Annotated in this window: 25 protein-coding genes; 14 read left to right on the top strand and 11 right to left on the bottom strand. The window is 73.2% G+C overall.

Features of this window, described 5'->3' with window-relative positions:
• The first annotated feature begins 1 nt into the window (after position 1).
• Complete coding sequence (locus tag AC3X7Z_RS13995; protein WP_489976308.1) at positions 2–2,032, top strand: NADPH-dependent 2,4-dienoyl-CoA reductase; 2,031 nt, start codon at positions 2–4, stop codon at positions 2,030–2,032.
• 45 nt (positions 2,033–2,077) lie between these two features.
• Here the strand turns inward: AC3X7Z_RS13995 and AC3X7Z_RS14000 are convergent, their stop codons facing one another.
• Positions 2,078–2,497, bottom strand: a complete 420-nt coding sequence (locus AC3X7Z_RS14000; RefSeq protein ID WP_489976309.1) for a CBS domain-containing protein — start codon at positions 2,495–2,497, stop codon at positions 2,078–2,080.
• 214 nt (positions 2,498–2,711) lie between these two features.
• On the opposite strand from AC3X7Z_RS14000, the gene AC3X7Z_RS14005 reads away from it, so the two are divergent.
• The 6 genes from AC3X7Z_RS14005 to AC3X7Z_RS14030 all read left to right on the top strand — a co-directional run bounded on the left by AC3X7Z_RS14005 (position 2,712) and on the right by AC3X7Z_RS14030 (position 9,954).
• On the top strand, positions 2,712–4,391 hold the full coding sequence (locus AC3X7Z_RS14005; RefSeq protein WP_277395304.1) for a long-chain-fatty-acid--CoA ligase: 1,680 nt from the start codon (positions 2,712–2,714) through the stop codon (positions 4,389–4,391).
• A gap of 76 nt (positions 4,392–4,467) precedes the next feature.
• On the top strand, positions 4,468–4,959 hold the full coding sequence (locus AC3X7Z_RS14010) for a DUF1360 domain-containing protein (RefSeq protein WP_186339521.1): 492 nt from the start codon (positions 4,468–4,470) through the stop codon (positions 4,957–4,959).
• 255 nt (positions 4,960–5,214) lie between these two features.
• Positions 5,215–6,447 carry a monooxygenase gene (locus AC3X7Z_RS14015; protein ID WP_489976310.1) on the top strand — a complete coding sequence of 411 codons (1,233 nt, stop codon included), beginning with the start codon at positions 5,215–5,217 and terminating at the stop codon, positions 6,445–6,447.
• Between the two features lie 34 nt (positions 6,448–6,481).
• Positions 6,482–7,213, top strand: a complete 732-nt coding sequence (locus AC3X7Z_RS14020; protein WP_186339523.1) for a response regulator transcription factor — start codon at positions 6,482–6,484, stop codon at positions 7,211–7,213.
• Positions 7,210–8,649 carry a HAMP domain-containing sensor histidine kinase gene (locus AC3X7Z_RS14025; RefSeq protein ID WP_489976311.1) on the top strand — a complete coding sequence of 480 codons (1,440 nt, stop codon included), beginning with the start codon at positions 7,210–7,212 and terminating at the stop codon, positions 8,647–8,649. The genes AC3X7Z_RS14020 and AC3X7Z_RS14025 overlap by 4 nt, the downstream gene beginning before the upstream one ends.
• A gap of 93 nt (positions 8,650–8,742) precedes the next feature.
• Positions 8,743–9,954 (top strand): AI-2E family transporter, encoded by a 1,212-nt coding sequence (locus tag AC3X7Z_RS14030; RefSeq protein ID WP_489976312.1) that lies wholly within the window; start codon positions 8,743–8,745, stop codon positions 9,952–9,954.
• Positions 9,955–10,007: 53 nt separating this feature from the next.
• On the opposite strand, the gene AC3X7Z_RS14035 is transcribed toward AC3X7Z_RS14030, so the two are convergent.
• Positions 10,008–10,844, bottom strand: coding sequence for an MOSC domain-containing protein (locus AC3X7Z_RS14035; RefSeq protein ID WP_489976313.1), 837 nt, complete (start codon positions 10,842–10,844; stop codon positions 10,008–10,010).
• A gap of 127 nt (positions 10,845–10,971) precedes the next feature.
• On the opposite strand from AC3X7Z_RS14035, the gene AC3X7Z_RS14040 reads away from it, so the two are divergent.
• The gene (locus AC3X7Z_RS14040) at positions 10,972–11,289 is read left to right on the top strand and encodes a hypothetical protein (protein WP_186339527.1); all 318 of its coding nucleotides are present in this window, start codon (positions 10,972–10,974) and stop codon (positions 11,287–11,289) included.
• Between the two features lie 3 nt (positions 11,290–11,292).
• On the opposite strand, the gene AC3X7Z_RS14045 is transcribed toward AC3X7Z_RS14040, so the two are convergent.
• Positions 11,293–11,877, bottom strand: a complete 585-nt coding sequence (locus AC3X7Z_RS14045; protein ID WP_489976314.1) for a hypothetical protein — start codon at positions 11,875–11,877, stop codon at positions 11,293–11,295.
• Between the two features lie 120 nt (positions 11,878–11,997).
• Here AC3X7Z_RS14045 and AC3X7Z_RS14050 point away from each other — a divergent pair, with 120 nt between their 5' ends.
• From AC3X7Z_RS14050 to AC3X7Z_RS14060, 3 genes are read left to right on the top strand one after another with little or no spacing between them, the layout of a single operon-like run.
• On the top strand, positions 11,998–12,147 hold the full coding sequence (locus AC3X7Z_RS14050) for a hypothetical protein (protein ID WP_206054450.1): 150 nt from the start codon (positions 11,998–12,000) through the stop codon (positions 12,145–12,147).
• A 54-nt stretch (positions 12,148–12,201) separates the two neighbouring features.
• Positions 12,202–12,606 (top strand): VOC family protein, encoded by a 405-nt coding sequence (locus AC3X7Z_RS14055; RefSeq protein ID WP_186339529.1) that lies wholly within the window; start codon positions 12,202–12,204, stop codon positions 12,604–12,606.
• The gene (locus AC3X7Z_RS14060; RefSeq protein ID WP_186339530.1) at positions 12,603–12,920 is read left to right on the top strand and encodes a winged helix-turn-helix transcriptional regulator; all 318 of its coding nucleotides are present in this window, start codon (positions 12,603–12,605) and stop codon (positions 12,918–12,920) included. Before AC3X7Z_RS14055 ends, AC3X7Z_RS14060 begins: the two co-directional genes overlap by 4 nt.
• On the opposite strand, the gene AC3X7Z_RS14065 is transcribed toward AC3X7Z_RS14060, so the two are convergent.
• The gene (locus AC3X7Z_RS14065) at positions 12,892–13,278 is read right to left on the bottom strand and encodes a cupin domain-containing protein (RefSeq protein WP_489976315.1); all 387 of its coding nucleotides are present in this window, start codon (positions 13,276–13,278) and stop codon (positions 12,892–12,894) included. The two genes, AC3X7Z_RS14060 and AC3X7Z_RS14065, sit on opposite strands and share 29 nt — an antisense overlap.
• A gap of 135 nt (positions 13,279–13,413) precedes the next feature.
• Here AC3X7Z_RS14065 and AC3X7Z_RS14070 point away from each other — a divergent pair, with 135 nt between their 5' ends.
• The 3 genes from AC3X7Z_RS14070 to AC3X7Z_RS14080 all read left to right on the top strand — a co-directional run bounded on the left by AC3X7Z_RS14070 (position 13,414) and on the right by AC3X7Z_RS14080 (position 15,356).
• Positions 13,414–13,884, top strand: a complete 471-nt coding sequence (locus AC3X7Z_RS14070; protein WP_186339531.1) for a hypothetical protein — start codon at positions 13,414–13,416, stop codon at positions 13,882–13,884.
• 10 nt (positions 13,885–13,894) lie between these two features.
• The gene (locus AC3X7Z_RS14075) at positions 13,895–14,500 is read left to right on the top strand and encodes a M23 family metallopeptidase (protein WP_489976316.1); all 606 of its coding nucleotides are present in this window, start codon (positions 13,895–13,897) and stop codon (positions 14,498–14,500) included.
• A 64-nt stretch (positions 14,501–14,564) separates the two neighbouring features.
• A complete protein-coding gene (locus AC3X7Z_RS14080) occupies positions 14,565–15,356 on the top strand; it encodes an alpha/beta fold hydrolase (RefSeq protein ID WP_186339533.1) in 792 nt (263 codons plus the stop codon).
• On the opposite strand, the gene AC3X7Z_RS14085 is transcribed toward AC3X7Z_RS14080, so the two are convergent.
• From AC3X7Z_RS14085 to AC3X7Z_RS14115, 7 genes are read right to left on the bottom strand one after another with little or no spacing between them, the layout of a single operon-like run.
• Positions 15,346–16,194, bottom strand: a complete 849-nt coding sequence (locus tag AC3X7Z_RS14085) for a fumarylacetoacetate hydrolase family protein (protein ID WP_186339534.1) — start codon at positions 16,192–16,194, stop codon at positions 15,346–15,348. The two genes, AC3X7Z_RS14080 and AC3X7Z_RS14085, sit on opposite strands and share 11 nt — an antisense overlap.
• A gap of 29 nt (positions 16,195–16,223) precedes the next feature.
• On the bottom strand, positions 16,224–16,997 hold the full coding sequence (locus AC3X7Z_RS14090) for an SDR family oxidoreductase (RefSeq protein ID WP_489976317.1): 774 nt from the start codon (positions 16,995–16,997) through the stop codon (positions 16,224–16,226).
• Positions 16,982–17,899 carry a dihydrodipicolinate synthase family protein gene (locus tag AC3X7Z_RS14095; RefSeq protein ID WP_489976318.1) on the bottom strand — a complete coding sequence of 306 codons (918 nt, stop codon included), beginning with the start codon at positions 17,897–17,899 and terminating at the stop codon, positions 16,982–16,984. Before AC3X7Z_RS14095 ends, AC3X7Z_RS14090 begins: the two co-directional genes overlap by 16 nt.
• Entirely contained in the window at positions 17,896–19,116 is a 1,221-nt protein-coding gene (gene lhgO, locus AC3X7Z_RS14100; RefSeq protein ID WP_186339536.1) for an L-2-hydroxyglutarate oxidase, read from the bottom strand. The genes AC3X7Z_RS14095 and lhgO overlap by 4 nt, the downstream gene beginning before the upstream one ends.
• Positions 19,113–20,324: a CaiB/BaiF CoA transferase family protein gene (locus AC3X7Z_RS14105; RefSeq protein WP_489976319.1), complete on the bottom strand. Its 1,212-nt coding sequence runs from the start codon at positions 20,322–20,324 to the stop codon at positions 19,113–19,115. The genes lhgO and AC3X7Z_RS14105 overlap by 4 nt, the downstream gene beginning before the upstream one ends.
• On the bottom strand, positions 20,321–20,818 hold the full coding sequence (locus AC3X7Z_RS14110; RefSeq protein ID WP_186339538.1) for an AbrB family transcriptional regulator: 498 nt from the start codon (positions 20,816–20,818) through the stop codon (positions 20,321–20,323). Before AC3X7Z_RS14110 ends, AC3X7Z_RS14105 begins: the two co-directional genes overlap by 4 nt.
• Positions 20,815–22,479 (bottom strand): tripartite tricarboxylate transporter permease, encoded by a 1,665-nt coding sequence (locus AC3X7Z_RS14115; protein WP_489976320.1) that lies wholly within the window; start codon positions 22,477–22,479, stop codon positions 20,815–20,817. The genes AC3X7Z_RS14110 and AC3X7Z_RS14115 overlap by 4 nt, the downstream gene beginning before the upstream one ends.
• Positions 22,480–22,495: the final 16 nt, after the last annotated feature.

Consider the following 22,495-nt stretch of genomic DNA (forward strand, 5'->3'; position numbering starts at 1 on the left):
CATGACCCACCCCCGCTACCCCCACCTCCTCGAGCCGATCACCCTCGGCGCCGGGCCCGACGCGCTGACGCTGCGCAACCGCGTCGTCATGGGCTCGATGCACACCGGGCTCGAGGACCACCCGTGGGACATCGACAAGCTCGCGGCGTTCTTCGAGGAGCGGGCGCGCGGCGGCGTCGGCCTGATCATCACCGGCGGGTACGCCCCCACCAAGCGCGGCTGGCTCAAGCCGTTCGCCAGCGAGATGTCCAACCGCCTCCACGCGATGCGGCACCAGCGGATCACCGAGACGGTCCACGGGGCCGGCGGCGCGATCGCGCTCCAGGTGCTCCACGCCGGGCGCTACGGCTACCACCCGCTCTCGCAGAGCGCGTCGGACAAGAAGTCGCCGATCACGCCCTTCAAGCCCAGCGCCATGTCGAGCAAGGAGGTCGACCGCACCGCGACCGCCTTCGCCAAGAGCGTCGCGCTGGCCCGCAAGGCCGGCTACGACGCGGTCGAGATCATGGGCTCCGAGGGCTACCTGATCAACCAGTTCCTCGCCGCGCGCACCAACGACCGCGACGACGAGTGGGGCGGCTCCCCCGCGCGCCGGATGCACTTCGCGGTCGAGGTCGTACGCCGCACCCGCGAGCTGGTCGGCGCCGACTTCCCCCTCGTCTACCGGATCTCGCTGCTCGACCTCGTCGAGGGCGGCCAGACCTGGGAGGAGACCGCCGAGCTCGCCCTGCACCTGCAGGCCGCCGGCGTCACCGTCTTCAACACCGGCATCGGCTGGCACGAGGCGCGGGTGCCGACGATCATCACCCAGGTGCCGCGCGGCGCGTGGCGCGCGCACACCGCCCGCCTGAAGGAGCTCGTCGACGTCCCCGTCTGCGCCTCCAACCGGATCAACACCCCCGAGCTGGCCGAGGAGATCCTCGCCGCCGGGGAGGCCGACCTCGTCTCGATGGCGCGCCCGCTGCTGGCCGACCCCGCCTTCGTCGCCAAGGCGATGGACGAGCGGGCCGACGAGATCAACACCTGCATCGCCTGCAACCAGGCCTGCCTCGACCACGTCTTCAGCAACGAGCGCGCCTCGTGCCTGGTCAACCCGCGCGCCTGCCACGAGACCGAGCTGGTGCTGATGCCCACGCTCCGCACGCAGACGGTGGCCGTCGTCGGCGCCGGTCCCGCCGGCCTCGCCGCGGCGACCAGCGCCGCCGAGCGCGGCTTCGCGGTGACGCTCTTCGAGAAGTCGCCCGAGCTCGGCGGCCAGTTCCGCCTGGCGATGGCCGTGCCGGGCAAGGAGGACTTCGCCGACACGCTGCGCTACTTCACCCGTCGCCTCGAGGTCCTCGGCGTCGACGTCCGCCTCTCGACCGCCGCGACCGCCGCCGACCTCGCCGGCTTCGACCAGGTCGTCGTCGCGACGGGCGTCGAGCCGCGGATGCCGGAGATCCCCGGCATCGACCACCCCAGCGTGGCGTCGTACGCCGACGTGCTGAGCGGCGCGGTCGTCCCTGGCCGCCGCGTGGTCGTGATCGGCGCCGGCGGCATCGGCGTCGACGTGAGCGTCTTCCTCACCCACGAGGAGGAGGACCTCGAGGACTGGATGGCCCACTGGGGCGTCGGCGACCCGGCGCTGCACGAGGGCGGACTCACCGAGGCCAAGCCGCGCACCCCCGCCCGCGAGGTGACGCTGGTGCAGCGCAAGACCACGCCGATCGGCATCGGCCTCGGCAAGACGTCGGGCTGGGCGCACCGCGCGGTGCTCAAGCAGTCACACGTGACCCAGGTCCGCGGGGCGACCTACGACCGCATCGACGACGAGGGCCTCCACGTCACCGTCGACGGCGCCTCCCGCGTGCTCGAGGCCGACACGATCGTGGTGTGCGCCGGCCAGGACTCCGTGCGCGACCTCTACGACGACCTCGACCACGAGGCGACGCACGCACCCGCGGTGCACCTGATCGGCGGCGCCGACGTCGCCGCCGAGCTCGACGCCAAGCGGGCGATCAAGCAGGGCACCGAGGTGGTGGCCGCGCTGTGATCCGGGAGGGGTGAGCGGCTCACTCCACCGGCTCGAGGCCCCGGCTCACTCCCACGGGGCGGCGGCGGCGACGATCACACCGAAGAGGTCGCGCATCGAGACGATGCCGGCGATCTCGTCGCCGTCCATCACCGGCAGGTGCCGCACGTCGGCCTCCACCATCCGGCGGGCGGTGTCGAGCACCTGGTCGTCGGGGCCCACGGTGACGAGATCGACGCTCATCACGTCGGCGGCCGTCACGTGCTCGGGGTTGGCGCCCTGGGCGAGGTGCTGCACGACGTCGCGCTCGGACACCAGTCCGGCGAGACGGTCGTTGTGCACCACGGCGACGACACCGACCCCCTCCGCGGCGAGCGCCTCGGCGACCTCCAGCAGGGACGTCGCCGTGCCCACCGTGGCCACGGGCCACACCATGACTCGGGCGACGGCGTCGGCGGGGTGGGCGGTGCTGGTGCTGGCGTACATGGTGACCTCCTGGTCTGTGTCTGGTGCTGACTCCAGCCTGCGTGCTCACCGGCACGCGGGTCAGGGTCCTTGGTCCCCACCGGAGGGACCGAACTGCTCTCGAGGTCGCGGTGCGGGGCAGGAGCGGGTACGCCCTGCCGGACCCTGCTGTCCGAGCGATATCTTGGAAGCAGTCGCGATCCCCGTCCCGCGACACCCGAACGCGAGGAAAGCCGTGCCTGCTCGACAACCCCTCTGGGCAGACTCCTACGCACCCGGAGTGCCCCTGCACCTCGACTACGGCGACACCACGGTCCTCGACCTGTGGGAGAGCGCGGTGCGCGACCACCCGGACCGGCCGGCACTCGACTTCCTGGGCCGGGAGTCGACCTACGCCGAGGTCGACGAGGAGGTGCAGCGCGTCGCCGGCGGCCTGCACGCGCTCGGCGTACGCCCCGGCGACAACGTCGCGCTGGTCATGCCCAACTGCCCGCAGAACGTCATCGCGTTCGTCGCGGTGCTGCGCCTCGGCGCGACCGTGGTGGAGCACAACCCGCTCTACACCGCGGCCGAGCTGCGCTACCCGTTCGCCGACCACGGCGCCCGCGTCGCGATCGTGTGGGACAAGGTCGTGCCCGTCGTCGAGGGGCTCGTCGGCGAGACCCCGCTCGAGCGGATCGTCGCCGTCGACATGACCACCCGCCTGCCGTGGACCAAGCGGCTCGCGCTGCGCCTGCCGATCGCGAAGGCGCGGGCGGCCCGCGACCAGCTGACCTCGCCCGCCCCGCAGGCCACGCAGTGGTCCGAGCTGGCGTCCGCGGAGCCGATCGACGCGTCGCACCCCCGCCCCGGCAAGGACGACGTCGCTCTGCTGCTCTACACCTCCGGCACGACCGGCGTGCCGAAGGGCGTGCCGCTGCGGCACCGCAACCTCGTCGCCAACGTGCTCCAGGGCCGCGTCTGGGTCTCGGGCCTGCAGGAGGGCACCGAGACGTTCCTTGTCGCGCTGCCGATGTTCCACGCCTACGGCGTGACCGTCAGCGTGCTGCTCGGGGTGAGCCTGGCCGCCAAGCTGGTGCTGCTGCCCAAGCCCGAGATCGGGCTGATCATGGAGGCCATCGAGCGCGACGTGCCGAGCTTCGTGCCCGCCGTGCCGCCGCTCTACCAGCGCATCGTCGACGAGGCCGAGCGCCGCAACGTCTCGATCCGCGGCATCCGCTACGCGCTCTCGGGGGCGATGCCGCTGCCGGCCGCGCTCGTGGAGCGGTGGGAGGCGGCCACCGGAGGGCTGCTCGTCGAGGGCTACGGCCTGACCGAGACCTCGCCGGTGATCGTCGGCAACCCGATGACGAAGGCGCGCCGGCCCGGCTCGATCGGCGTGCCTTTCCCCGACGTCGAGATCCGCGTCGCCGACCCCGAGGACCTCGACCGCGACGTCCCGCAGGGCGAGCGCGGCGAGCTGCTGGTGCGGGGCCCGCAGGTCTTCTCCGGATACCGCGGGATGCCCGAGGAGACCGCCGTGGCGTTCCACGACGGCTGGTTCCGCACCGGTGACGTGGTCACCATGTCGCCCGACGGCTTCCTGACGATCGTCGACCGCATCAAGGAGATCATCATCACCGGGGGGTTCAACGTCTATCCCTCCGAGGTCGAGGCGGTGCTCCGCACCCATGCCGGCGTCGTCGACGTGGCGGTCGTCGGCATGCCGCACGAGGACGGCGGCGAGGAGGTCGTCGCCGCGGTGGTGCTCGTGGAGGGGGTGCCGGTGCAGCCCGACGAGCTGCGCGCCCACACCCGCGAGGGCCTGACGCCCTACAAGGTGCCGCGCCGGGTCGTCTTCATGGACGAGCTGCCGACCAACCCGATGGGCAAGGTGCTGCGCCGCGAGGTCGCGACGCGGCTGCACGACTCCTGAGCCCGGCTCCGGCCGCTGTGACCTGATCGGCCGGCACACGTGTCATCGTCGGGGCGGGTACGGGGTACGGACGCGCATGACCCAGCTCCTCGACGCCTCCCGCTACGACCCGGACGGCGCAGTCGACCTCCGCGGCTACACCGGCAGCATGGCGGTCTACGTCGCCGCAGTGGGCGGGCTGCTGCTCCTCGGCCGCGGCACGGGACGCTCGCTCCCCGAGCGCTACTCCCTCACGGACCTCACCCTCGGCGGGATCGCCACGCACAAGCTGACGCGGCTGCTCAGCCGCTCGTCGGTCGCCAGCCCGCTGCGCGCGCCGTTCACCGAGTTCGACGCGGCCGCGGGATCGGGCGAGCACGTGGAGTCGTCGCGCGGCGAGCACGGCGTACGCCACACCGTGGGCGAGCTGCTGACCTGCCCGTTCTGCCTGGGCGTCTGGGTGGGCACGGCCTACGTCGCCGGGATGGCGTTCGCGCCCCGGCCGACCCGTGCCGCCGCGGCCGTGCTCACCGTGGTCGGCGCGTCCGACGCCCTCCAGCACGGCTACTCGCGCCTGCGCGGCGACTGAGCCACTCGCGCCGGGAACCCCTGCCGATGTGGTCGGACCACTGTGGTCGTCGACGTGTGCCATCGCCGCCATGGAGACACTCTTCCAGGGCCCACTGACACTGGGTCCGGGTCGCGGCGGAGGCCGCTCCATCCTCTGACCCGAGGGGCCCGAGACCGACTCCGGGCCGTCTCATCGCTCTAACAGGTGTCTAAGTTTCGCTCGGTAGGACGTAGGCCTCAGACAGACGAGGCACTACGAAGCAGGAGGCCAGTCATGGCAGTCAACGCGGCGCCGTCCGGTGCATGGCGGAGGTTCACGGCGGCCACCACGGTGCTCGCGACGGCGTTGGCCGTCGCCGCCTGCAGCTCGGACGCCGACGACGACACGGCGCCCCCCGGAGACGCCTCGCACAGCATGCACGCGGGCGGGTCGTCGGCTCCCCCGCAGCCGCTGCGCGCCGGCGAGCGGTTCGTCGAGCTGAGGATGGCGGAGGCCTACACGCCCGAGCCGCCGGAGGGCGCCCTGGACGAGTACCGGTGCCAGGTGCTCGATCCGGGCCTGACCGAGGAGGCGTTCCTGACCGGGACCCAGGTCATGCCGGAGAACGTCGCCATCGCGCACCACGGCATCGTGTACGCCGTGCCGCCGCGCGACGCCGACGCGGTGCGCGAGCAGGACGCGAGGACTCCCGGCCTCGGCTGGCGGTGCTTCGGCGGGACCGGCGTCGAGGGAGCCGACGTGGAGGACGACGACGAGGGCGCCGACCCGGGCGCGGCGTGGGTGGACACCTGGGCGCCGGGCGCCGCCGAGACGCTGCTCGACCTGGACGCCGGCTTCAAGCTCGAGCCGGGCAGCCTGATCGTCTTCCAGATGCACTACAACCTGCTCGCGACCGACGGCGAGCCGGCCGGGTCGGACCGCTCGGCGGTGCGCCTGCGCCTGACGGACGGGACGCCGCAGACACGGGAGCTCGAGACGTGGTCGCTCGACGCGCCGACCGACCTGCCCTGTGCCGCGGGCGAGTCGGGTCCGCTGTGTGACCGGGCGGCCTCGATCGCGGACGTGACGAAGCGGTTCGGGCCGGAGGTCGGCGAGTTCGCGGACGAGCAGGTGGAGGAGTGCAACGAGGGCGGCGTGCCGACGCCCGGTGACACCCAGGTCTGCGACCACGTGGTGGAGGAGCCGGTGACCGTGTTCGCCGGTTTCGGTCACATGCACATGCTCGGGCGGTCCTTGAAGGTCGAGCTCAACCCGGGCACGCCGCAGGCCAAGGTCCTGCTGGACGTGCCGCAGTTCGACTTCGACGACCAGCACATGGTGAAGCTGCCGTCGCCCGTGGAGGTCGATGCGGGGGACACCCTGCGGGTGACGTGCACGCACGACGCCGGGTTGCGCCAGCAGGTGCCCCAGCTGAGCAAGCTGCCGCCGCGATACGTGGTGTGGGGCGACGGCACCGGCGACGAGATGTGCATCGGCATCATGACGGTCTCCCCCCGCGAGCCCTGATGAGGCGAACGCGGGGCAGGTTGGATCGGGGACAATGAGCGGCAGGAGCATCGACGGGAGAGGGCGGGCCGGCGTGCGGATCATGATCGCGGACGACGAGGCCGCCATCCGTGAATCGCTGGAGCGCGTGCTCCGGGTCGAGGGCTATGACACCAGCACCGTCGCCAACGGTCTCGCCGTCCTCGACGGGGTCGGGGGGGCCGGCAGTGACCCGCTGGACCTGCTGATCCTCGACGTGATGATGCCCCGCCTCGGCGGGATCGAGACCTGCAGGCGGTTGCGAGCCGCGGGCCAGGACCTGCCGGTGTTGATGCTGACCGCTCGTGACCAGGTCTCCGACCGCGTCGAGGGGCTGGACGCGGGCGCCGACGACTACCTGCCCAAGCCGTTCGCCACCGAGGAGCTGCTGGCCCGGGTGCGGGCCCTGCTTCGCCGACGCACGGCGACCGACGAGGAGTCGCAGGTCCTGTCGTTCGCCGACGTCCGCCTCGATCCCGACAGGTTCGAGGCGTGGCGCGGCGGGCGGCCGCTGCGCCTGACCCGGACGGAGTTCTCCCTCCTGCAGGTGCTCATGGCCAACGCGACCCGGGTGGTGACCCGCGAGATGCTGTTCGAGGCGATCTGGGGCTTCGACATGAGCGCCACCGCCAACAACCTCCAGGTCTACGTGAGCTACCTGCGCCGCAAGATGGAGGCCGGGGGTCAGTCGCGACTGATCTTCACGCTGCGCGGCCTGGGCTACGCGTTGCGCGAGACTCCTCCATGAGCAGACCCACGGGCCGGGAGCCGCGCCGGCTGACCCGGTGGTGGCGCGGGCGGTCCCTGCGAACCAGGCTGACGGTGATCGCGGCGACGGCCATCGCGGTCAGCGTGTTCGTGGCCTTCCAGCTGGCCAGCGAGCTGCTGGACCGGGAGCTGCGGGACAGCCTCGAGGACCAGCTGCGCGCCGACTCCCGCGTCCTGGCGACGGCCGCCGAGCGCGCCGGTCTGGCTCAGGTGGAGCTGCCGCCGTATCCCGGATCCGGTCGCCTGGTGCGGGTCCTCCTGCCCGACGGCTCGACCCGGACGCCGGCCGGCCAGCCCGCCCTGCCCCCGGTCACCGAGCAGGCCCGGCGGGTCGCGCCGGCCGGCCTGATGGAGTCGGACGACCCCGAGGAGGGCTACGTGATCCACACCCGGCGGGCGGGTGCCGGTGCGGTCCAGGTGGCCCGCGCCGCCGACGACAGCCCGATCAACCGGTTCGGGTTCGGCATGCTCATGGTCGGGCTGCTCTGCGTGGTCGGCGGCGCCTTCGTCGGGCGGACCGTGGCGCGGGCCGGGCTGGCACCGATCGACCGGCTGACCGCCGCCGCGGTGCGTGTCGCGGACACGGGGGATCTCGACGCCGACATCCCGGACGAGGGCGGTGGGGAGATCCGGCGGCTGATCCGGTCGATCAACGACATGCTCGCCGCGCTCCGGGACTCCCGTCGGGCCCAGCGGCTGCTCGCCGAGGACGCCGCCCACGAGCTCAAGACCCCGCTCACCAGCCTGCGCCTCAACGTCGAGCTGCTGATCCGGCTCGATCGGCGCGGGACCCTGGACAGCGCACTGCCGGCGGAGAGCCGGACCCGGCTGCTCAACGACCTCGGCGCCCAGGTGGCCGAGCTGAGCACCCTTGCCGCCGAGCTCACCGACCTGGCGCGTGGTGACATCACCGACGAGAGCGCCGAGCTGCTCGACCTCGCCGACGTGGTGGTGGCCGCCGCGGCCCTGGCGCGTTCCCGCGCGCCCGACGTCGAGATCGCGCTCGACGTGACCTCCGTGTGGGTGGGCGGGCGTCCCGCCGCGCTCCAGCGGGCGGTCCTCAACCTCATCGACAACGCCGGCAAGTGGTCCCCTGCGGACGAGCAGGTCCAGGTCAGGCTCCGTGCCGAAGGCGCGTCCGCGGTGCTCGAGGTCGACGACGCCGGGCCGGGCATCGACGCCGCCGACCTGCCGCGGGTGTTCGACCGGTTCTACCGGGCCGACAGCGCCCGGGCGTTGCCCGGATCCGGCCTCGGCCTGTCGATCGTGCAGCGGGTCGTCGCCGCCCACGGCGGCCGGGTGACCGCCGCCGGCTCCGCACGCGGAGGCGCGCTGCTTCGGGTCGACCTTCCGACGGCGTCCCCGCCCACCCCGATCGCGCGGATCACCGCCGCGGAGGACGGCCCGGTGCGCTGACCCGCCCCGACGGCGGACGATCACCCGGACACCAGCAGATCGGCACCCGCACAGGCGTGCCGCTCATGCGCCGTCCAGATGGATACTCATGGCGTGAAGCTCTTCACCAGGAAGCTCTCGTCCGGGCGCGGCTCGCAGGCTCCGCCTCCCCCCGACCCACAGACTGCTCCGCCGACCCCACCCGTCGCGGTGCCGGCGTACCCGCCGTCGCGGGAGGAGACCATCGGTGCGGGTGTGGCCTGGACCGCACGCTGGAGCCTGCGGCTGGCTGCCATCGTTCTCGGCGCGGTTCTCCTGGGATACGTCATCAGATATGCCTGGGTCATCCTCTTCCCGGTGCTGATGGCACTGGTCCTGTGCACCGTCCTGTCGCCCGTCGCCAGGTTCCTGCGGACCAAGGCGCACCTGCCGAACGCCCTGGCAGCCGCCGCGACGTTGCTCGGCGCAGTCGCGATCGTCGTCGCGGTGGGCTTCACCATCGCGCCGTCCGTGGCGGCACAGAGTGGTGACATCGTCGACAGCGCCAGTGACGGACTCGAACGCGTGCAGGAGTGGGTCCAGGAATCGGATTTCGTGTCGAAGGAGCAGATCGACGCCGCCCTGCAGGCACTGCAGGAACGGCTCGCGGGCTCCGCCAGCAGCATCGCCTCCGGAGTCCTCACCGGCGTCTCAGCAGTCACGAACGGCGTCATCAACCTCGTGCTCGTTCTCATCCTCAGCTTCTTGTTCCTCAAGGACGGGAGGCGCTTCCTGCCCTGGGTCGGTCGCCTGGCGGGGCACACCGCGGGACACCACCTGCAGTCCGTCGGGCAACGGGCCTGGGACACCCTGGGCGGGTTCATCCGCACCCAGGCGCTGGTCTCGTTGATCGACGCCGTGCTGATCGGCGGCGGGCTGCTCCTCATCGGCGTGCCGCTGGCGGTGCCACTCGCCATCATCACGTTCTTCGCCGGATTCATCCCGATCGTGGGCGCGTTCGCGTCCGGCCTCCTCGCCGTGCTCATCGCGCTCGTCTCCAACGGCACGACCGGCGCTCTCCTCGTCCTGGCGCTGGTCGTCGCCGTGCAACAGCTCGAGGGCAACGTGCTCTCGCCGTTCCTCCAGTCGAAGTCGATGGACCTGCACGCGGCCGTGGTGCTGCTCGCGGTCACCCTCGGCGGCACCCTGTTCGGCGTCACCGGTGCGTTCTTCGCAGTCCCGGTGACAGCAGTGCTGGCTGTTGTCGTGCGCTACCTCGACGACGTCGTCACCCAACGCTCCCGAGAACGACCCCCGCCTGCCGTCGCACCGCCTCCCGCCCCATAGGAAGGGTCAACGGCGCAGGCGAGGCATCGGTCCGCCCTGCCCCGCGTACGGCCTCAGCGGACCTCGACGGGATCGCCGACGCTGATCTGACCGGTGGTGTCCGGGATCAGGTTGACCGCGAACAGGGTCTTGCGACCGACCCGCCGGTGCTTGGCCAGGGTGCGGATCGGCTCCTTGCCCGTCTGCAGCGAGTCGGGATCGAGCGTCGTCATCACGCACCGGGCATTGAGCTTGGCGGCCCGGAACCGCACGTCCCCGATGACCACCGAGCTCCAGTGGTCCTCGGCGAAGGGCTGGTCGCCGTCCACCACGATGTTGGGCCGGAAGCGCTCCATCGGAAGCGGCGGGGGCGGGTCCTCGCCACGCTGGACCGCACCCTCGGCGATCCAGGCGTTGAGCTGGCGCAGGGAGGCGAGCGACGCGATGGTGACCGGATAGCCGTCGGCGAACGCCGTGAAGTCCTCAGGCCGGGAGTGCTCGGGGTCCAGGCTGCGCCGGGTCGGCTCGTCGCACCAGAGCAGGCGGACGTCCTCGCGGCCCAGCACCGCCCGGAGCCACGCGTCAGCCTCTCGGCCGGCGGGAACGCCCTCGAGCTGCTGGCCGAACAGCCGGGTGCGCACCCGCTCCCCGCTCGGCGGGTCCAGGAGCAGGTCCGGCATCTCGTCGGCGCGCAGCCGCAGCCCTCGCTGCAGCGCGGGATCGGTGGCCGGCGTGTCGGCGACGATCCTGAACAGGGAGTGCGCCTCGCGGGCGGTGACCATCGTCCCCTCGCCGTCGACCACCATCCACGTCCGGTCGCTCTCGAGGCCGCCGAGCAGGACCCGCGCGCTGTCCACCGGCCGGATCGCCGTGCTCTTGACGGGGTGGATGGCGAGGCCGCTCACGAGCATGGCGTCAGCGTAGGCGAGAGCGGAGGACGGCATCCGCCCGAGAGGCGTACCGCTGCCCCCGCAGCTCGGCACCTCCGCCGGTGCCTAGGCTGGGACGGCCATCCCCGAGCACGAACCGAGGTCCCCTGTGCCCGCCACCCGATCTGCCCGACAGCGCAAGGCCAGCGCCGAGGCGGGACCGCTGGCCGTGGTCCGCATCGACGAGAGCCCCGACGGCTCGTACGCCTACACGATCTCGTGCACGCAGTGCGAGGTGCCGCGGCCCGGCACCGGCACCCGCGCCTGGGGCACGCGCCGGCCGGGCGAGGACAACGGCTACATGGCCGCGATGGACCGATGGATCCTGCACCTCACGTCCAAGCACCCCGACGCCGAGGCGCCGTGCCTGGCCTACCTGCCCGAGGCCCGCGCGCGTCTGCAGGAGCGACGCGACGCCAGAGGCTGACGCTCAGTCCAGGGCGGTGACGCAGATGGCGCGGATCACGAACCGGCTGACGACGGTGCCGCTGCCGTTCTCGACGACGGCGCCCCACTTGGATCCGTCCGCCGACGGGTACTCGGCGCGGACCAGGAAGGTGCTCGTCCCGACGTCCCGTCCCGCCGCGTTGAGCGCGCTGACGCCACCGCCGACCACCCTCTTCCCGGCGGGGCAGGCGACCTCGGCGCTCCCGAGGAAGAACCCGTCGACCGGGGTGGACCGCTCCACGATCTGGTAGCCGGACACGCCCGGGGCCCCGGCCGGCCCCCGCTCGCCGGCAGCGCCTGCGGCGCCGGCAGCACCGTTGGTCCCGTCGACGCCGTCCGAGCCCGGGACGCCCCGCTTGTTCCAGGTGACCGCCTGCTCGCCCCTGCGGCACGACTTCTTCGTGCCGACGAGGCGGAGGGAGCCGTCGCTCTTGCTGGCGCACGCCTTGACAGCGGACGTACGACCGGCGCCGGTCGCGGCGCCGACCGCCACGGTCAGCGTGGCGAGGAGTCCCAGGAGCAGGGCAGCGACGACGGTGGAGGTGGTGGGCGTCCGGGAGATGCGCATGGTGGGCTCCGGTGCTCGAATGGCCGATGTCCGAACCTACGCCCGGGCAGCACCCGGTCGCCATCACCCAAATCGGTCACCGCGATGCCGGGGGCGGGAGGGTCGGCGCACCCCGACGGCATGCCCGGCAACTCGATGGCCGAGGCGGAGGAGTGGGTGACCGGCATCGACCACCCGGCCTACGCGATCGACGACCAGACGGCGATCACGGTGGTCGACGGGGAGGTCCGCGTCGTGTCCGAGGGGCAGTGGACGCAGCTGCGGACCTGAGCCGACTCCCCCACCCCCTTGACGCGTCACTTGTATTTTGCAAGTGTCAATGCCATGAGCCTCTTCATCACCTGCCCGGTCGACAGCGTCGAGCGCGCGACCGCCTTCTACACCGCCCTCGGGTGGACCCTCAACCCGGAGATGTCCGACCACAACGTGTCGTGCTTCGCGATCGCGCCCGAGCAGTACGTCATGCTCGGCAGCCGCGAGATGTACGCGAGCGTCGGCGGCAGCGAGGAGCTGGTCGGCGCCCCCGACACGCCCTCCAAGGTCACGGTCTCGTTCGACCTCGGCAGCCGCGAGGCGGTCGATGCCGTCGTCGAGCGCGCCGGGGCCGCCGGCGGACGGATCGGGGACACCGACGACTACCCCTTCATGTACCAGCGACAGTTCGACGACCCCGACGGCTACCACTACTCCCCGTTCTGGATGAAGCCGGACGCCGACCCGACCGCGTGAGCGACCTCGCCGCGGCCCTCGGCGTCGTCGGGGCCCGGTGGGCCCTGCTCATCGTGGAGCGGCTGCTCGACGGGCCCCAGCGCTACGGCGACCTGCAGCGCGAGCTGGGCGTGCCGACCAACATGCTCGCGACGCGCCTGCGCGAGCTCGAGGCGGCCGGCGTCCTGACCCGACTGCCGCTGCGGCACAACACCCGGGCGTACGCGCTCACCGACCGCGGGCTCGCCCTGCGCGAGGCGATCGTCGCGCTCGGCCGCTGGGGCCAGGAGAACGCCGGACCGAGCGTCAGCGAGCCGCCGGACCGTCGACGTTGACGGTCGGAAGACCGCCACCGACGCGCGCGATCACGGCCAGCGACGGCTCCCGGCCGGGGTTGGACTCGCGGTGGACGGTCCAGGCCGGGACGTGGACGAAGTCGCCGGGGCCGGCATCGAGGTGGCCCTCGTGGCCCTCGAACTCCAGCCGCAGCACCCCGCGCACGACGTAGAGGCTCGACTCGTTGCGCTCGTGGTGGTGCCAGCCAGACACGGCACCGGGGTCCGTCGCGACCTGTCCGGCCCACAGCAGGGGCAGCTCGAAGGCCAGCTCACGGTGCATGCCGGGCGTCGGGTCGCCCGGCGCCAGGTCGGCCGGCGTGAAGACCCGCACGGGCCGGGGCAGCTCACCGCTCACCGCCCCAGCGTGCCACGGGCGGACCCTCCCCACGAGCGCGCCCGCGAAACCGATCGGCTCCCGGGGTTGTGTGGGCGCCACGTGGGGGTAACGGTAGAGCGAGTGCCCGTCCACGAAACCCACCCAGGAGAGCCCGTGTCCCTCACCCAGATCCCGCTTCGCCTCGCCACCGGTGCCTACATCCTCAACTCCGGCGTCAGCAAGCTGGGTGCCGACGAGGGCACGGCCCAGTTCCTCCACGGCGCCGCGGCCGGCGCCTACCCCGCCCTGTTCAAGGACATGGAGCCGGCGAAGTTCGCGCGGCTGCTCGCGTACAGCGAGATCGGTGTCGGGGCGGCGCTGCTGGCGCCCATGGTCCCCGCGACCGTGGCCGGGGCCGCGCTGACCGGCTTCGGCTGCAGCCTGGTCGGGATGTACCTGAGGACCCCGTCGATGACGCTCGACGACGGGATCCGCCCCAGCCAGGAGGGCATCGCGGTGGCCAAGGACGTGTGGCTGGTCGGCGGCGGGCTGACGCTGTTGAGCCAGGGGGTCGTCTCGGCGGCCAAGGCGGGCGCGAAGACCTCGAAGCGGGCCATCCGCAAGGCCTCGCCGCTGTCGAGCTGACCAAGCCCCCATGGACCTCGCGTTCCCGTTCACGGGGCGCTGGCTGACCCAGAACAGCCCCGCCGACCGGGTGCCCAGCCACGGCACCGCGCTGCTGGCCACCTCGTACGCCATCGACTTCGTCCCGGTCGACGAGGGCGGGCGGACCGCACCCGTCACGATCGGGTCGCTGGTCCGCCCCGAGCCGGCCGAGCGGTTCCCCGGCTTCGGGCGCCCCGTCCTCGCCCCCGTGTCGGGCGTGGTCGTGGGCGTGCACGGCACGGCGACCGACCACCCGTCCTACCGCGGCCTGCCGTCCGTGGGCTACGCCCTCACCCAGCGCCGCCGGGTCGCTGCGGGGTGGGAGGCGCTGGCCGGCAACCACGTCCTCGTCTGGACGGCCGAGGGGCCGGTGGTCGCGGTGTGCCACCTGCAACGCGACAGCCTCCAGGTGCGGCCGGGCGACCGGGTGGAGGTGGGCGAGGTGCTCGGGCGGTGCGGCAACTCGGGCAACAGCACCGAGCCCCACGTCCACCTCCAGGCGATGGACCGCGCGGACGTCGCGCAGGCCGCCGCCGTGCCGATCACGTTCGGCGGCCGGGTGCCCCACAACGGCGAGGTCGTCGACGCCGGGTAGCCCACGCCGACGCCGCCGGGCCGGGCGCAGCCGCCGCCGGACACCCCCGTCGTACAGTCGCGACATGGCACGCCTCCCCCTCCCCGGGCACCACCTCCTGGCGGCCGCCGGCACCCGCTCGCGGGCGCGGCACCACGCGGACCCCGCGGGGCTCGGCCTCCCGAGCGGACCACCGTCGGCGCGTACGACGCTCGGCGAGCTGGGCTCGGCGCTCGACGCCGCCCGCCTGGTCGGCGCCCTCCCGCGGCTGGCGACAGCACCGCGCGGCGACGGCCACCTCGTCGTGGACATCCCGGGGTGGAAGGCGCCCGAGCTCACCGGCGCACCCCTGCGCGGCTACCTGTCGCGGCTCGGCTACGACGCCCGCGGCTGGGGCTTCGGCACCAACACCGGCGACCCGCGCCGCGACGTCGAGCGGCTCTCGCGGCGGGTCCGTGATCTCGTGGACGAGACGGGTGCCCCCGCCTCGCTGGTCGGGTGGAGCCTGGGCGGCGTCATCGCGCGCGAGGTCGCCCGCCGCCACCCCGACGTCGTACGCCGCGTGGTCACCTACGGCACGCCCGTGACCGGCGGCGCGCGCCACACCAGCGTCGCCCGGGCCTCCGGCACCGGGGCCGACGCGGACGCCGACCGGGTGTCGCGCCGTCTCGACGCGTCGTCGCCGATCGGCGTGCCGCTCACGGTGCTGTTCTCGCGGCGTGACGGGGTGGTGGCGTGGCAGGCGTGCCTCGACCGGTCCACCCCCGGGGTCGAGCACGTCGAGGTCGGCTCGACCCACCTCGGGATGGGCTTCGACCCCGACGTGTGGACGGTGGTGGCCGACCGGCTGGCCCGGCCGGCCCCCGTCAGCCGCTGACGACCGGGTTGACCAGGCGGCCGATGCCGGGGATCCGGCACTCCGCGACGTCGCCCGCGCGCACGTGGATCGCGCCGGGCGTGCCGGTGGAGATGACGTCGCCCGGGAAGAGCGGCATCACCGCGCTGTGGAACGCGACGAGGAACGCCGGGCTGTAGCGCATGTGCGCGACGGTGTTGGTGCGCGCCTGGTCGCCGTTGACGACGGTGGACACCTCGACGTCGCCGATCGAGCCGAACCGCTCGAGGACCTCGGCCATCGGCACGATCTCGGGGCCGAAGGAGAAGAAGCCCGGGAAGTTCTTGGAGCGGGTGAGGAAGCGGGGGTTGCGCTGGAGGATGTCCTCGGCCGTCTGGTCGAGGATCGTGGTGACGCCGAAGACGTGGTCGAGGGCCTCCTCCTCGGAGACGTTGCGGCACTCGCGCCCGATGACCAGGCCCAGCTCGCCCTCCGCCGTGGTGCGCTCGCTCTGCGACGGGATCGGGATGTCGTCGCCCTGGCCGATGATGGTGTGGTCGCCCTTGATGAAGGAGGCCGGCTCGTCGGGCACCGACTCGGAGAGATCGGCAGCGTGGTCGACGTAGTTGAGCCCGATGCCCCAGATCTTGCGGGGGCGCCGGTAGGGCGCGGTCCACGTGACGTCGGTGGACGGGCGGAACGACTCGGCGCCGGCCGAGGCGGCGGCGGCCACCAGGTCGTCGTAGAGGTCGTCCTCGATGACGCTCAGCAGCGAGGGCACCGGCCGGTCGGTGAGCGACGCGATCGGCACGACGCCGCGCTCGGGGTCGACGAGGACCGGGACGTCGGCGCCGCGGTCGAGGATGGTGGCGAGTCGCACGGGTGGTCTCCTGGGGGTGGTGGTGGGGGTCAGTAGGCGCCGACGAGTCCGCCGTCGACGCGGACCTGCTCGCCGGTGACGTACGCCGCCTGCTGCGAGGCGAGGAACGCGACGACCGCGCCGAACTCAGCAGGGTCGCCGTAGCGTCGGGCGGGGATCGCCGCCTCCGAGGAGGCGCGGGAGGCGTCGGGCGTGGTGCCGGTGCGCTCGGCCGCGGCCCGGTCGAGCTGGGCGACGCGATCGGTGTCGATCCGGCCGGGCAGGGCCATGTTGACCGTGACGCCGTCGGCGGACACCGTGCCCGCGAGCGTCTTGAGGTAGGCCGCGAGCGCGGCGCGCCCGACGTTGGACGCGGTCAGCGTGGGGATCGGCTGTTGCACGCCGCTCGACCCGATCGCCACGATGCGGCCCCACCGGCGCTCGCGCATCCCGGGCAGCACCTGGCCCACGAGGCTGATGTGCTGCTTGAGGAGCAGGTCGAACGCCGCCTGGGCGGTCTCGGCGGTGAAGGCGTCGGCGGGGCCGGGCGGCGGGCCGCCGCCGTTGAGGACGACGATGTCGACCTCGCCGAAGCTCTCGCGGGCCCGGTTGACCAGCAGGGCCGGGGTGTCGGGGTCGGTCACGTCGGCGACCACGCCGGCCGCGGACGGCAGCGACTCGACGAGCGCGTCGACGAGCTCGGCGCGGCGCCCCGCGACGACGACGTGGGCGCCCTCGGCGGCCAGCGCCTCCGCGGACGCGCGTCCGAGTCCGGCGGTCGAGCCGAGGACGAGGGCGACCTTGCCTGTCAGGCCGAGATCCATGGGGTTCCTCCAGAGGTGGGGGGCAGGTGGGTGAGGTGCTGCTCGAGCAGCGGCACCATCGTGGCGGGAAGGGCGGCGGCGGGCGGGCGGACCCGGCCGGTCGCGAGCACGCCGCGACGACGCAGGATCTCCTTGCGGATCGACAGCCCGATCCGCAGCTGGCCCTCGAAGTTGGCGAGCGGGAGCCACGGCGCCCACGCCCGGTGGGCCTCGGCGAAACCGCCGGCCTCGTGGGCGTCGAGCGCGGCGCGGAGCCCTTCGGGGTGGCTCATCCCGGTCATCGCCCCGGCGGCGCCGCTGGCGAGCTCGTCGACGAGGCCGACACCGCCGAGCCCGCCGAACACGGGGACCTCGACCGCGCCGGTCAGCGTCGCGATCGCGGGCGGGGTCGGCGCGGCCTCCGCCTTCACCGCGGCCGCGAAGCCGGCGCAGGCGCGGACGACCTCGACCAGCACGTCGCCGGCGACGGTGACGCCGGAGGCGGCCGGGTAGTCCTGCACGACGACCGGGAGCCCGGTCGCCCGGTGGATCGCGGTGAGGTGCTCGACGGCGACCTCGGTGCGCGGGGAGTTGACCTGCACCATGAGCGCCCGGGGCGGTCGCCGCGCGGCCTCGAGGCAGGACAGCGCCTGGTCGACCGCGACGGCCGTGGTGCGCGCCGACAGCCCGATCACGACGGGCAGGTCGGAGGCGGTGGTCACCGTGCGGACGACGTCCTGCTGCTCGGCGCGCGTCAGCGCGTCGGCCTCGCCGAAGACGCCCAGCGCGACCACGCCCTGCGCCGACACCGAGTCGGCGAGCGTGAGCTGACGCTCCAGCGAGGCGGTGTCGAGTGCGAGGCCGTCGTCGAACGGCGAGGCGAGCACCATCCACAGGCCACGGTCGAGGTGGACGTCGCTCACCGCGCCACCTCGCGGCCCAGCACGACGTCGACGACGTGCTCGGCGATCGCCAGGCTGGAGGTCGCCGCCGGCGACGGGGCGTTGCGCAGCGCGGTGACCCGGTCGCGGGTGGTGATCCGGAAGTCGTCGACCAGCGCGCCGCTGCGCTCCAGCGCCTGCGCCCGGATGCCACTGGGCCCGCTCACCACGTCGTCGAGCCGGAGCTCGGGCACGTAGCGGCGCGCGGCGGCGACGAAGCGGCGGCGGCTCAGCGACCCGGCCATCTCCATCACGCCGGTGCGCCAGTGCTGGCGCGCGAAACGACGGAACCCGTCGTAGGCCGCGATCTCGCGCAGGTCGCGCGCGGAGACGGTGCGCCAGTCGTAGCCCTCGCGGGCCAGGGCGAGCACGGCGTTGGGGCCGACCATCACCTCGCCGTCGACCCGGGGCGTCAGGTGCACGCCGAGGAACGGGTAGCGGGGGTCGGGCACGGGGTAGACGAGGCCGTTGACCAGGGAGCGGCGCTCGGGGCGCAGCAGGAGGTACTCGCCCCGGAAGGGCACCACCTGCGGCTCCCGCGTGTCGCCCGCCTGCTCGGCGGTGTGGTCGGCCCACAGCCCGGTGCAGAGGACCACGCGGTCGAAGCGCTCCTCGAGCGGGCCGTCGGGCGTGCGGGCGGTGAGCACCACGCCCGTGCCGTCGTGCCGGACGCCGGTCAGCTCGGTCGAGAGCCGGACGGTGCCGCCGTCTCGCTCCACGAGCTCGGCGAGGCGGCGGGTGACGCCGGGGAAGTCGACGATCGCGGTCGACGGCGAGTGCAGCCCGCCCACCCCGCGCACGTGGGGCTCGATCTCCTGCAGCTCCCCGGCCGACAGCCGGCGGATGCCGGGCACGCCGTTGGCGAGCGCCTTGGCCTCGATCGCGTCGAGCCGGCCCTCCTCCGCCGCGTCGAGGGCGACGAGCACCTTGCCGCACGCGTCGTAGGCGATGTCGTGCTCGTCGCAGAAGTCGCGGAGCAGGCCGACCCCGCGCCGGCACAGGGTCGCCTTGAGCGAGCCCGGCTCGTAGTAGAGCCCGGCGTGCACGACGCCGGAGTTGCGTCCGGTCTGGTGCGCGGCCAGCCGGTCCTCCTTCTCCCACACGGTGACCGACGCGTCGGGGTCGACCACCTGGAGGCGCCGCGCGACGGCCGCGCCCAGGATCCCGCCACCGATCACGGCGTACGACACGGCGCTCATGCCGCACCGTCCGCGGCGTCGCGCTGGTCGAGCCAGGGCCGGTCCCACGCGAGGTCCTCGTGCTCGCCGAGCAGGGGCGGGGGCACCGGTGAGGCCGAGGCCGCGCCGTCGTAGCGCAGCGCGCCGCCCGGCACGGCCACCTGGCCGAGGGTCGTGTGCTGGAGCTGGTGGACCAGGCCGAGGTGGCGGACCTGCTCCCACGCGTAGACCTCGGGGATGCTGCGGATCCGGCCCGCGGGCACTCCCTCGCGGGCCAGCTCGGCGAGGACGTCCTCGGCCGCGCGGTCGGCGAGCAGGCCGTCGATCTCGGCCTGGAGGGCGTCGACGTTGCCCACCCGGTCGCGGTTGGTGGCCACGTCGGGACGCGCCGGGTCGATGCCGACGACCGCCGCGAAGCGTCGCCACAGCGACTCCGAGCCGACCGCGATCACCAGGGAGGCGTCAGCGCACCGGAAGGTGCCGTAGGGCGCGATCGAGGGATGCCGGTTGCCGGTGCGGGCCGGCACCCGGGCGCCGTTGAGCCAGCCGGAGCCGTGGAAGGCGTGGACCGAGGCGACGGCCGCGAGCAGGCTCGTCTCGACGGCCCGGCCGACGCCGGTCGCCTCGCGCTCGCGCAGGGCCGACATCACGCCGAAGGCGCCGAACATGCCGGCCAGGATGTCGGCGATCGGCAGCCCGACGCGGGTGGGGTCGCCGTCGGCCTCGCCGGTCAGGCTCATCAGCCCGGCCTCGGCCTGCACGATCTGGTCGAAGCCCGGGCGGTCGCCGTCGGGGCCGCCCGACCCGAAGCCGGTGATGGAGAGCGTCACGAGTCGCGGGTTGGCCTCGCGCAGCGAGGCGGGGTCGAGGCCGAGCCTGGCGAGCAGGCCCGGGCGGTAGTTCTCGACCAGGACGTCGGCGTCGGCGCACAGGTCGCGGAGGCGTTGGGCGCCCTCCGGCGACTTGAGATCGAGGCGCACCGAGCGCTTGCCGCGGTTGGCGGAGAGGAAGTAGGCCGACTCCTCGGTGGTGTCCGGCGCGGCGTCGGGGCCGGGCGGCGCGAAGGGGAGCCAGCCGCGGCTGTCGTCGCCCGACGGCGGCTCGACCTTGAGCACGTCGGCGCCCACGTCGGCCAGCATCATCGTGGCGTAGGGACCGGCGAGCGCGCGGCTCAGGTCGACGACGCGTACGCCGTCGAGCGAGCGGTGGTGGTGTCCGGACGGGTTCATGATCGTCCTCCCATCAGCTTGAGTCCGAGGCTCATCAGCACGATGACCGACGTGATCCTCAGGACGTGGATCGACAGCACGACGGGGACGTTGGCGTTGGCCTCGGCCGACAACGCTCCCATCTGGGCGATGCCGCCCGGTGCCGTGGAGAGAAGTGCGGTGTGCACGTCGAAGTCGGTGAACCTCCACAGTCCCCAGGCGAGGGCCAGCCCGAAGAGGAGGAACAGCACGACGGTGATGACGATGGGCACCGCCGCGGAGCGGAGCGCCACGAGCGACTCGCGGGTCACGGACTGCCCGAGCAGCGCACCGATCGCGACGTAGACCACCCACTTGGCCCCGCCCGGCGCCTGCCAGCTCAGCTCGCTCGACAGCGAGAGGGCCGCGACCCCGATCATCGCCCCCAGCAGCGGCGCCGCCGGGAGCTTGAGCGCGGTGGCGACGCCCGCGCCGACCAGGGCCGCCGCCGACGTGGCGAGGATGCTGGCGATCAACGGGAGTCCACGCGTTCGGGCGTGGGCCCACGGTCACCGTCGTCCGTGGAGCCGTCCGTGGGCGCGTCACCGGACGGGCCGGGAAGGTCCTCGGGCGGCGGGACCGGGGTGCCGCCGCGGGCGTGACGGCGCCGCATGGCGCCGAGGCGCGCGATGATGCGGGCTGCGGCCCGCTTGATGAGCCGGGTGACGAGCGGGAGGACCAGGAGCAGGACGATCAGCGCGATCAGGACCTGGGAGGTGGTGCGGTCCCAGAAGATCCCGAAGGTGCCGCCCGAGATGATCATGGTCTGGCGCAGCGACTCCTCCGCCATGGGGCCGAGCACGAGCGCGATGACCATGGCGGCTGGGGAGAGCCCGAAGCGGCGCATGAAGAAGCCGAGCACGCCGCAGGCGAGCATGATCGCCACCTCGACGATCGAGCCGTTGACCGTGAAGGTGCCGAGGACGCAGATCACGATGATCGTCGGGCCGAGGACCCGGAACGGGACCCGGGCGATGCTGGCGAATGCCGGGATGCAGAACACGTTGACCAGCAGCAGCATGATGTTGCCGAGGAACATGCTGGCGATGAGGCCCCACGCGAACTCGGGGTTCTGCGTCATCAGCAGCGGCCCCGGCTGGAGCCCCCACATCATGAAGCCGCCGATCAGCACCGCGGTCGACGCGGAGCCCGGGATGCCGAGCGTCAGCAGCGGCACCATCGCGCCCGAGGAGGCGGCGTTGTTGGCCGCTTCAGGGCCGGTGAGGCCGGCCATCGCGCCCTTGCCGAACTTCTCGGGCGTCTTGGAGACCGACTTCTCCAGGTTGTAGGACATGAGCGAGGCGACCGTGGCGCCGGCACCGGGCGTGGCGCCGACGAAGAAGCCGAGGAACGATCCTCGGGTGATCGGCCCGGCCGACTCGCGCAGGTCGGTCCTGGTGGGCCAGAAGCCCCGTGAGCGGGCAGAGACGTTGAAGTAGGCGAGCTTCTCGAGGTGGCCGCCGCGCCACAGCGTGTGCAGGATCTCGCCGACGCCGAAGAGGCCGATGGCGACGGGGATGAAGTCGATGCCGTTGATCAGCTCGACCGAGCCGAACGTGTAGCGCTGCTGACCCGTGCCGATGTCGATGCCGACGGTGGCGATGCCGAAGCCGATCAGCGCCGACAGGGCGCCCAGGAGCCGGTTGCCGCCGATGATGACGATCAGCGTGAGCAGGCCGAGGACGACGACGAGGAAGAGCTCGGGCGGGCCGAAGGTGGCCGCGAGCGAAGCGGTGGCCGGCGAGGCGATGCTGATGAGCACGGCGCCGACGGTGCCGGCGACGAACGAGCCGATGGCGGCCATCACCAGCGCCGGTCCGGCTCTGCCCTGCTTGGCGAGCGGATAGCCGTCGAAGGTGCTGGCGACCGTCGCCGACTCGCCCGGGGTGTTGATCAGCACCGAGGTGATCGTGCCGCCGTACATCGCGCCGTAGTAGACCGCCGCCAGCATCACCACCGCGCCCGTCGGGTCCAGCGTGAAGGTGAGCGGGAGCAGGATCGCAAGTCCGGCCGAGGGGCCGAGGCCCGGCATCACCCCCACGATCATGCCGAGCATGACGCCTGCGAACAGCAGCAGCAGGTTCATCGGGGTGGCGACGGCGACGATGCCGTTGGCCAGGTTGTCGAAGATGTCCATGTCGGGGTTCCGGTCG

Source organism: Nocardioides sp. Z24_21 (genome assembly GCF_058134345.1).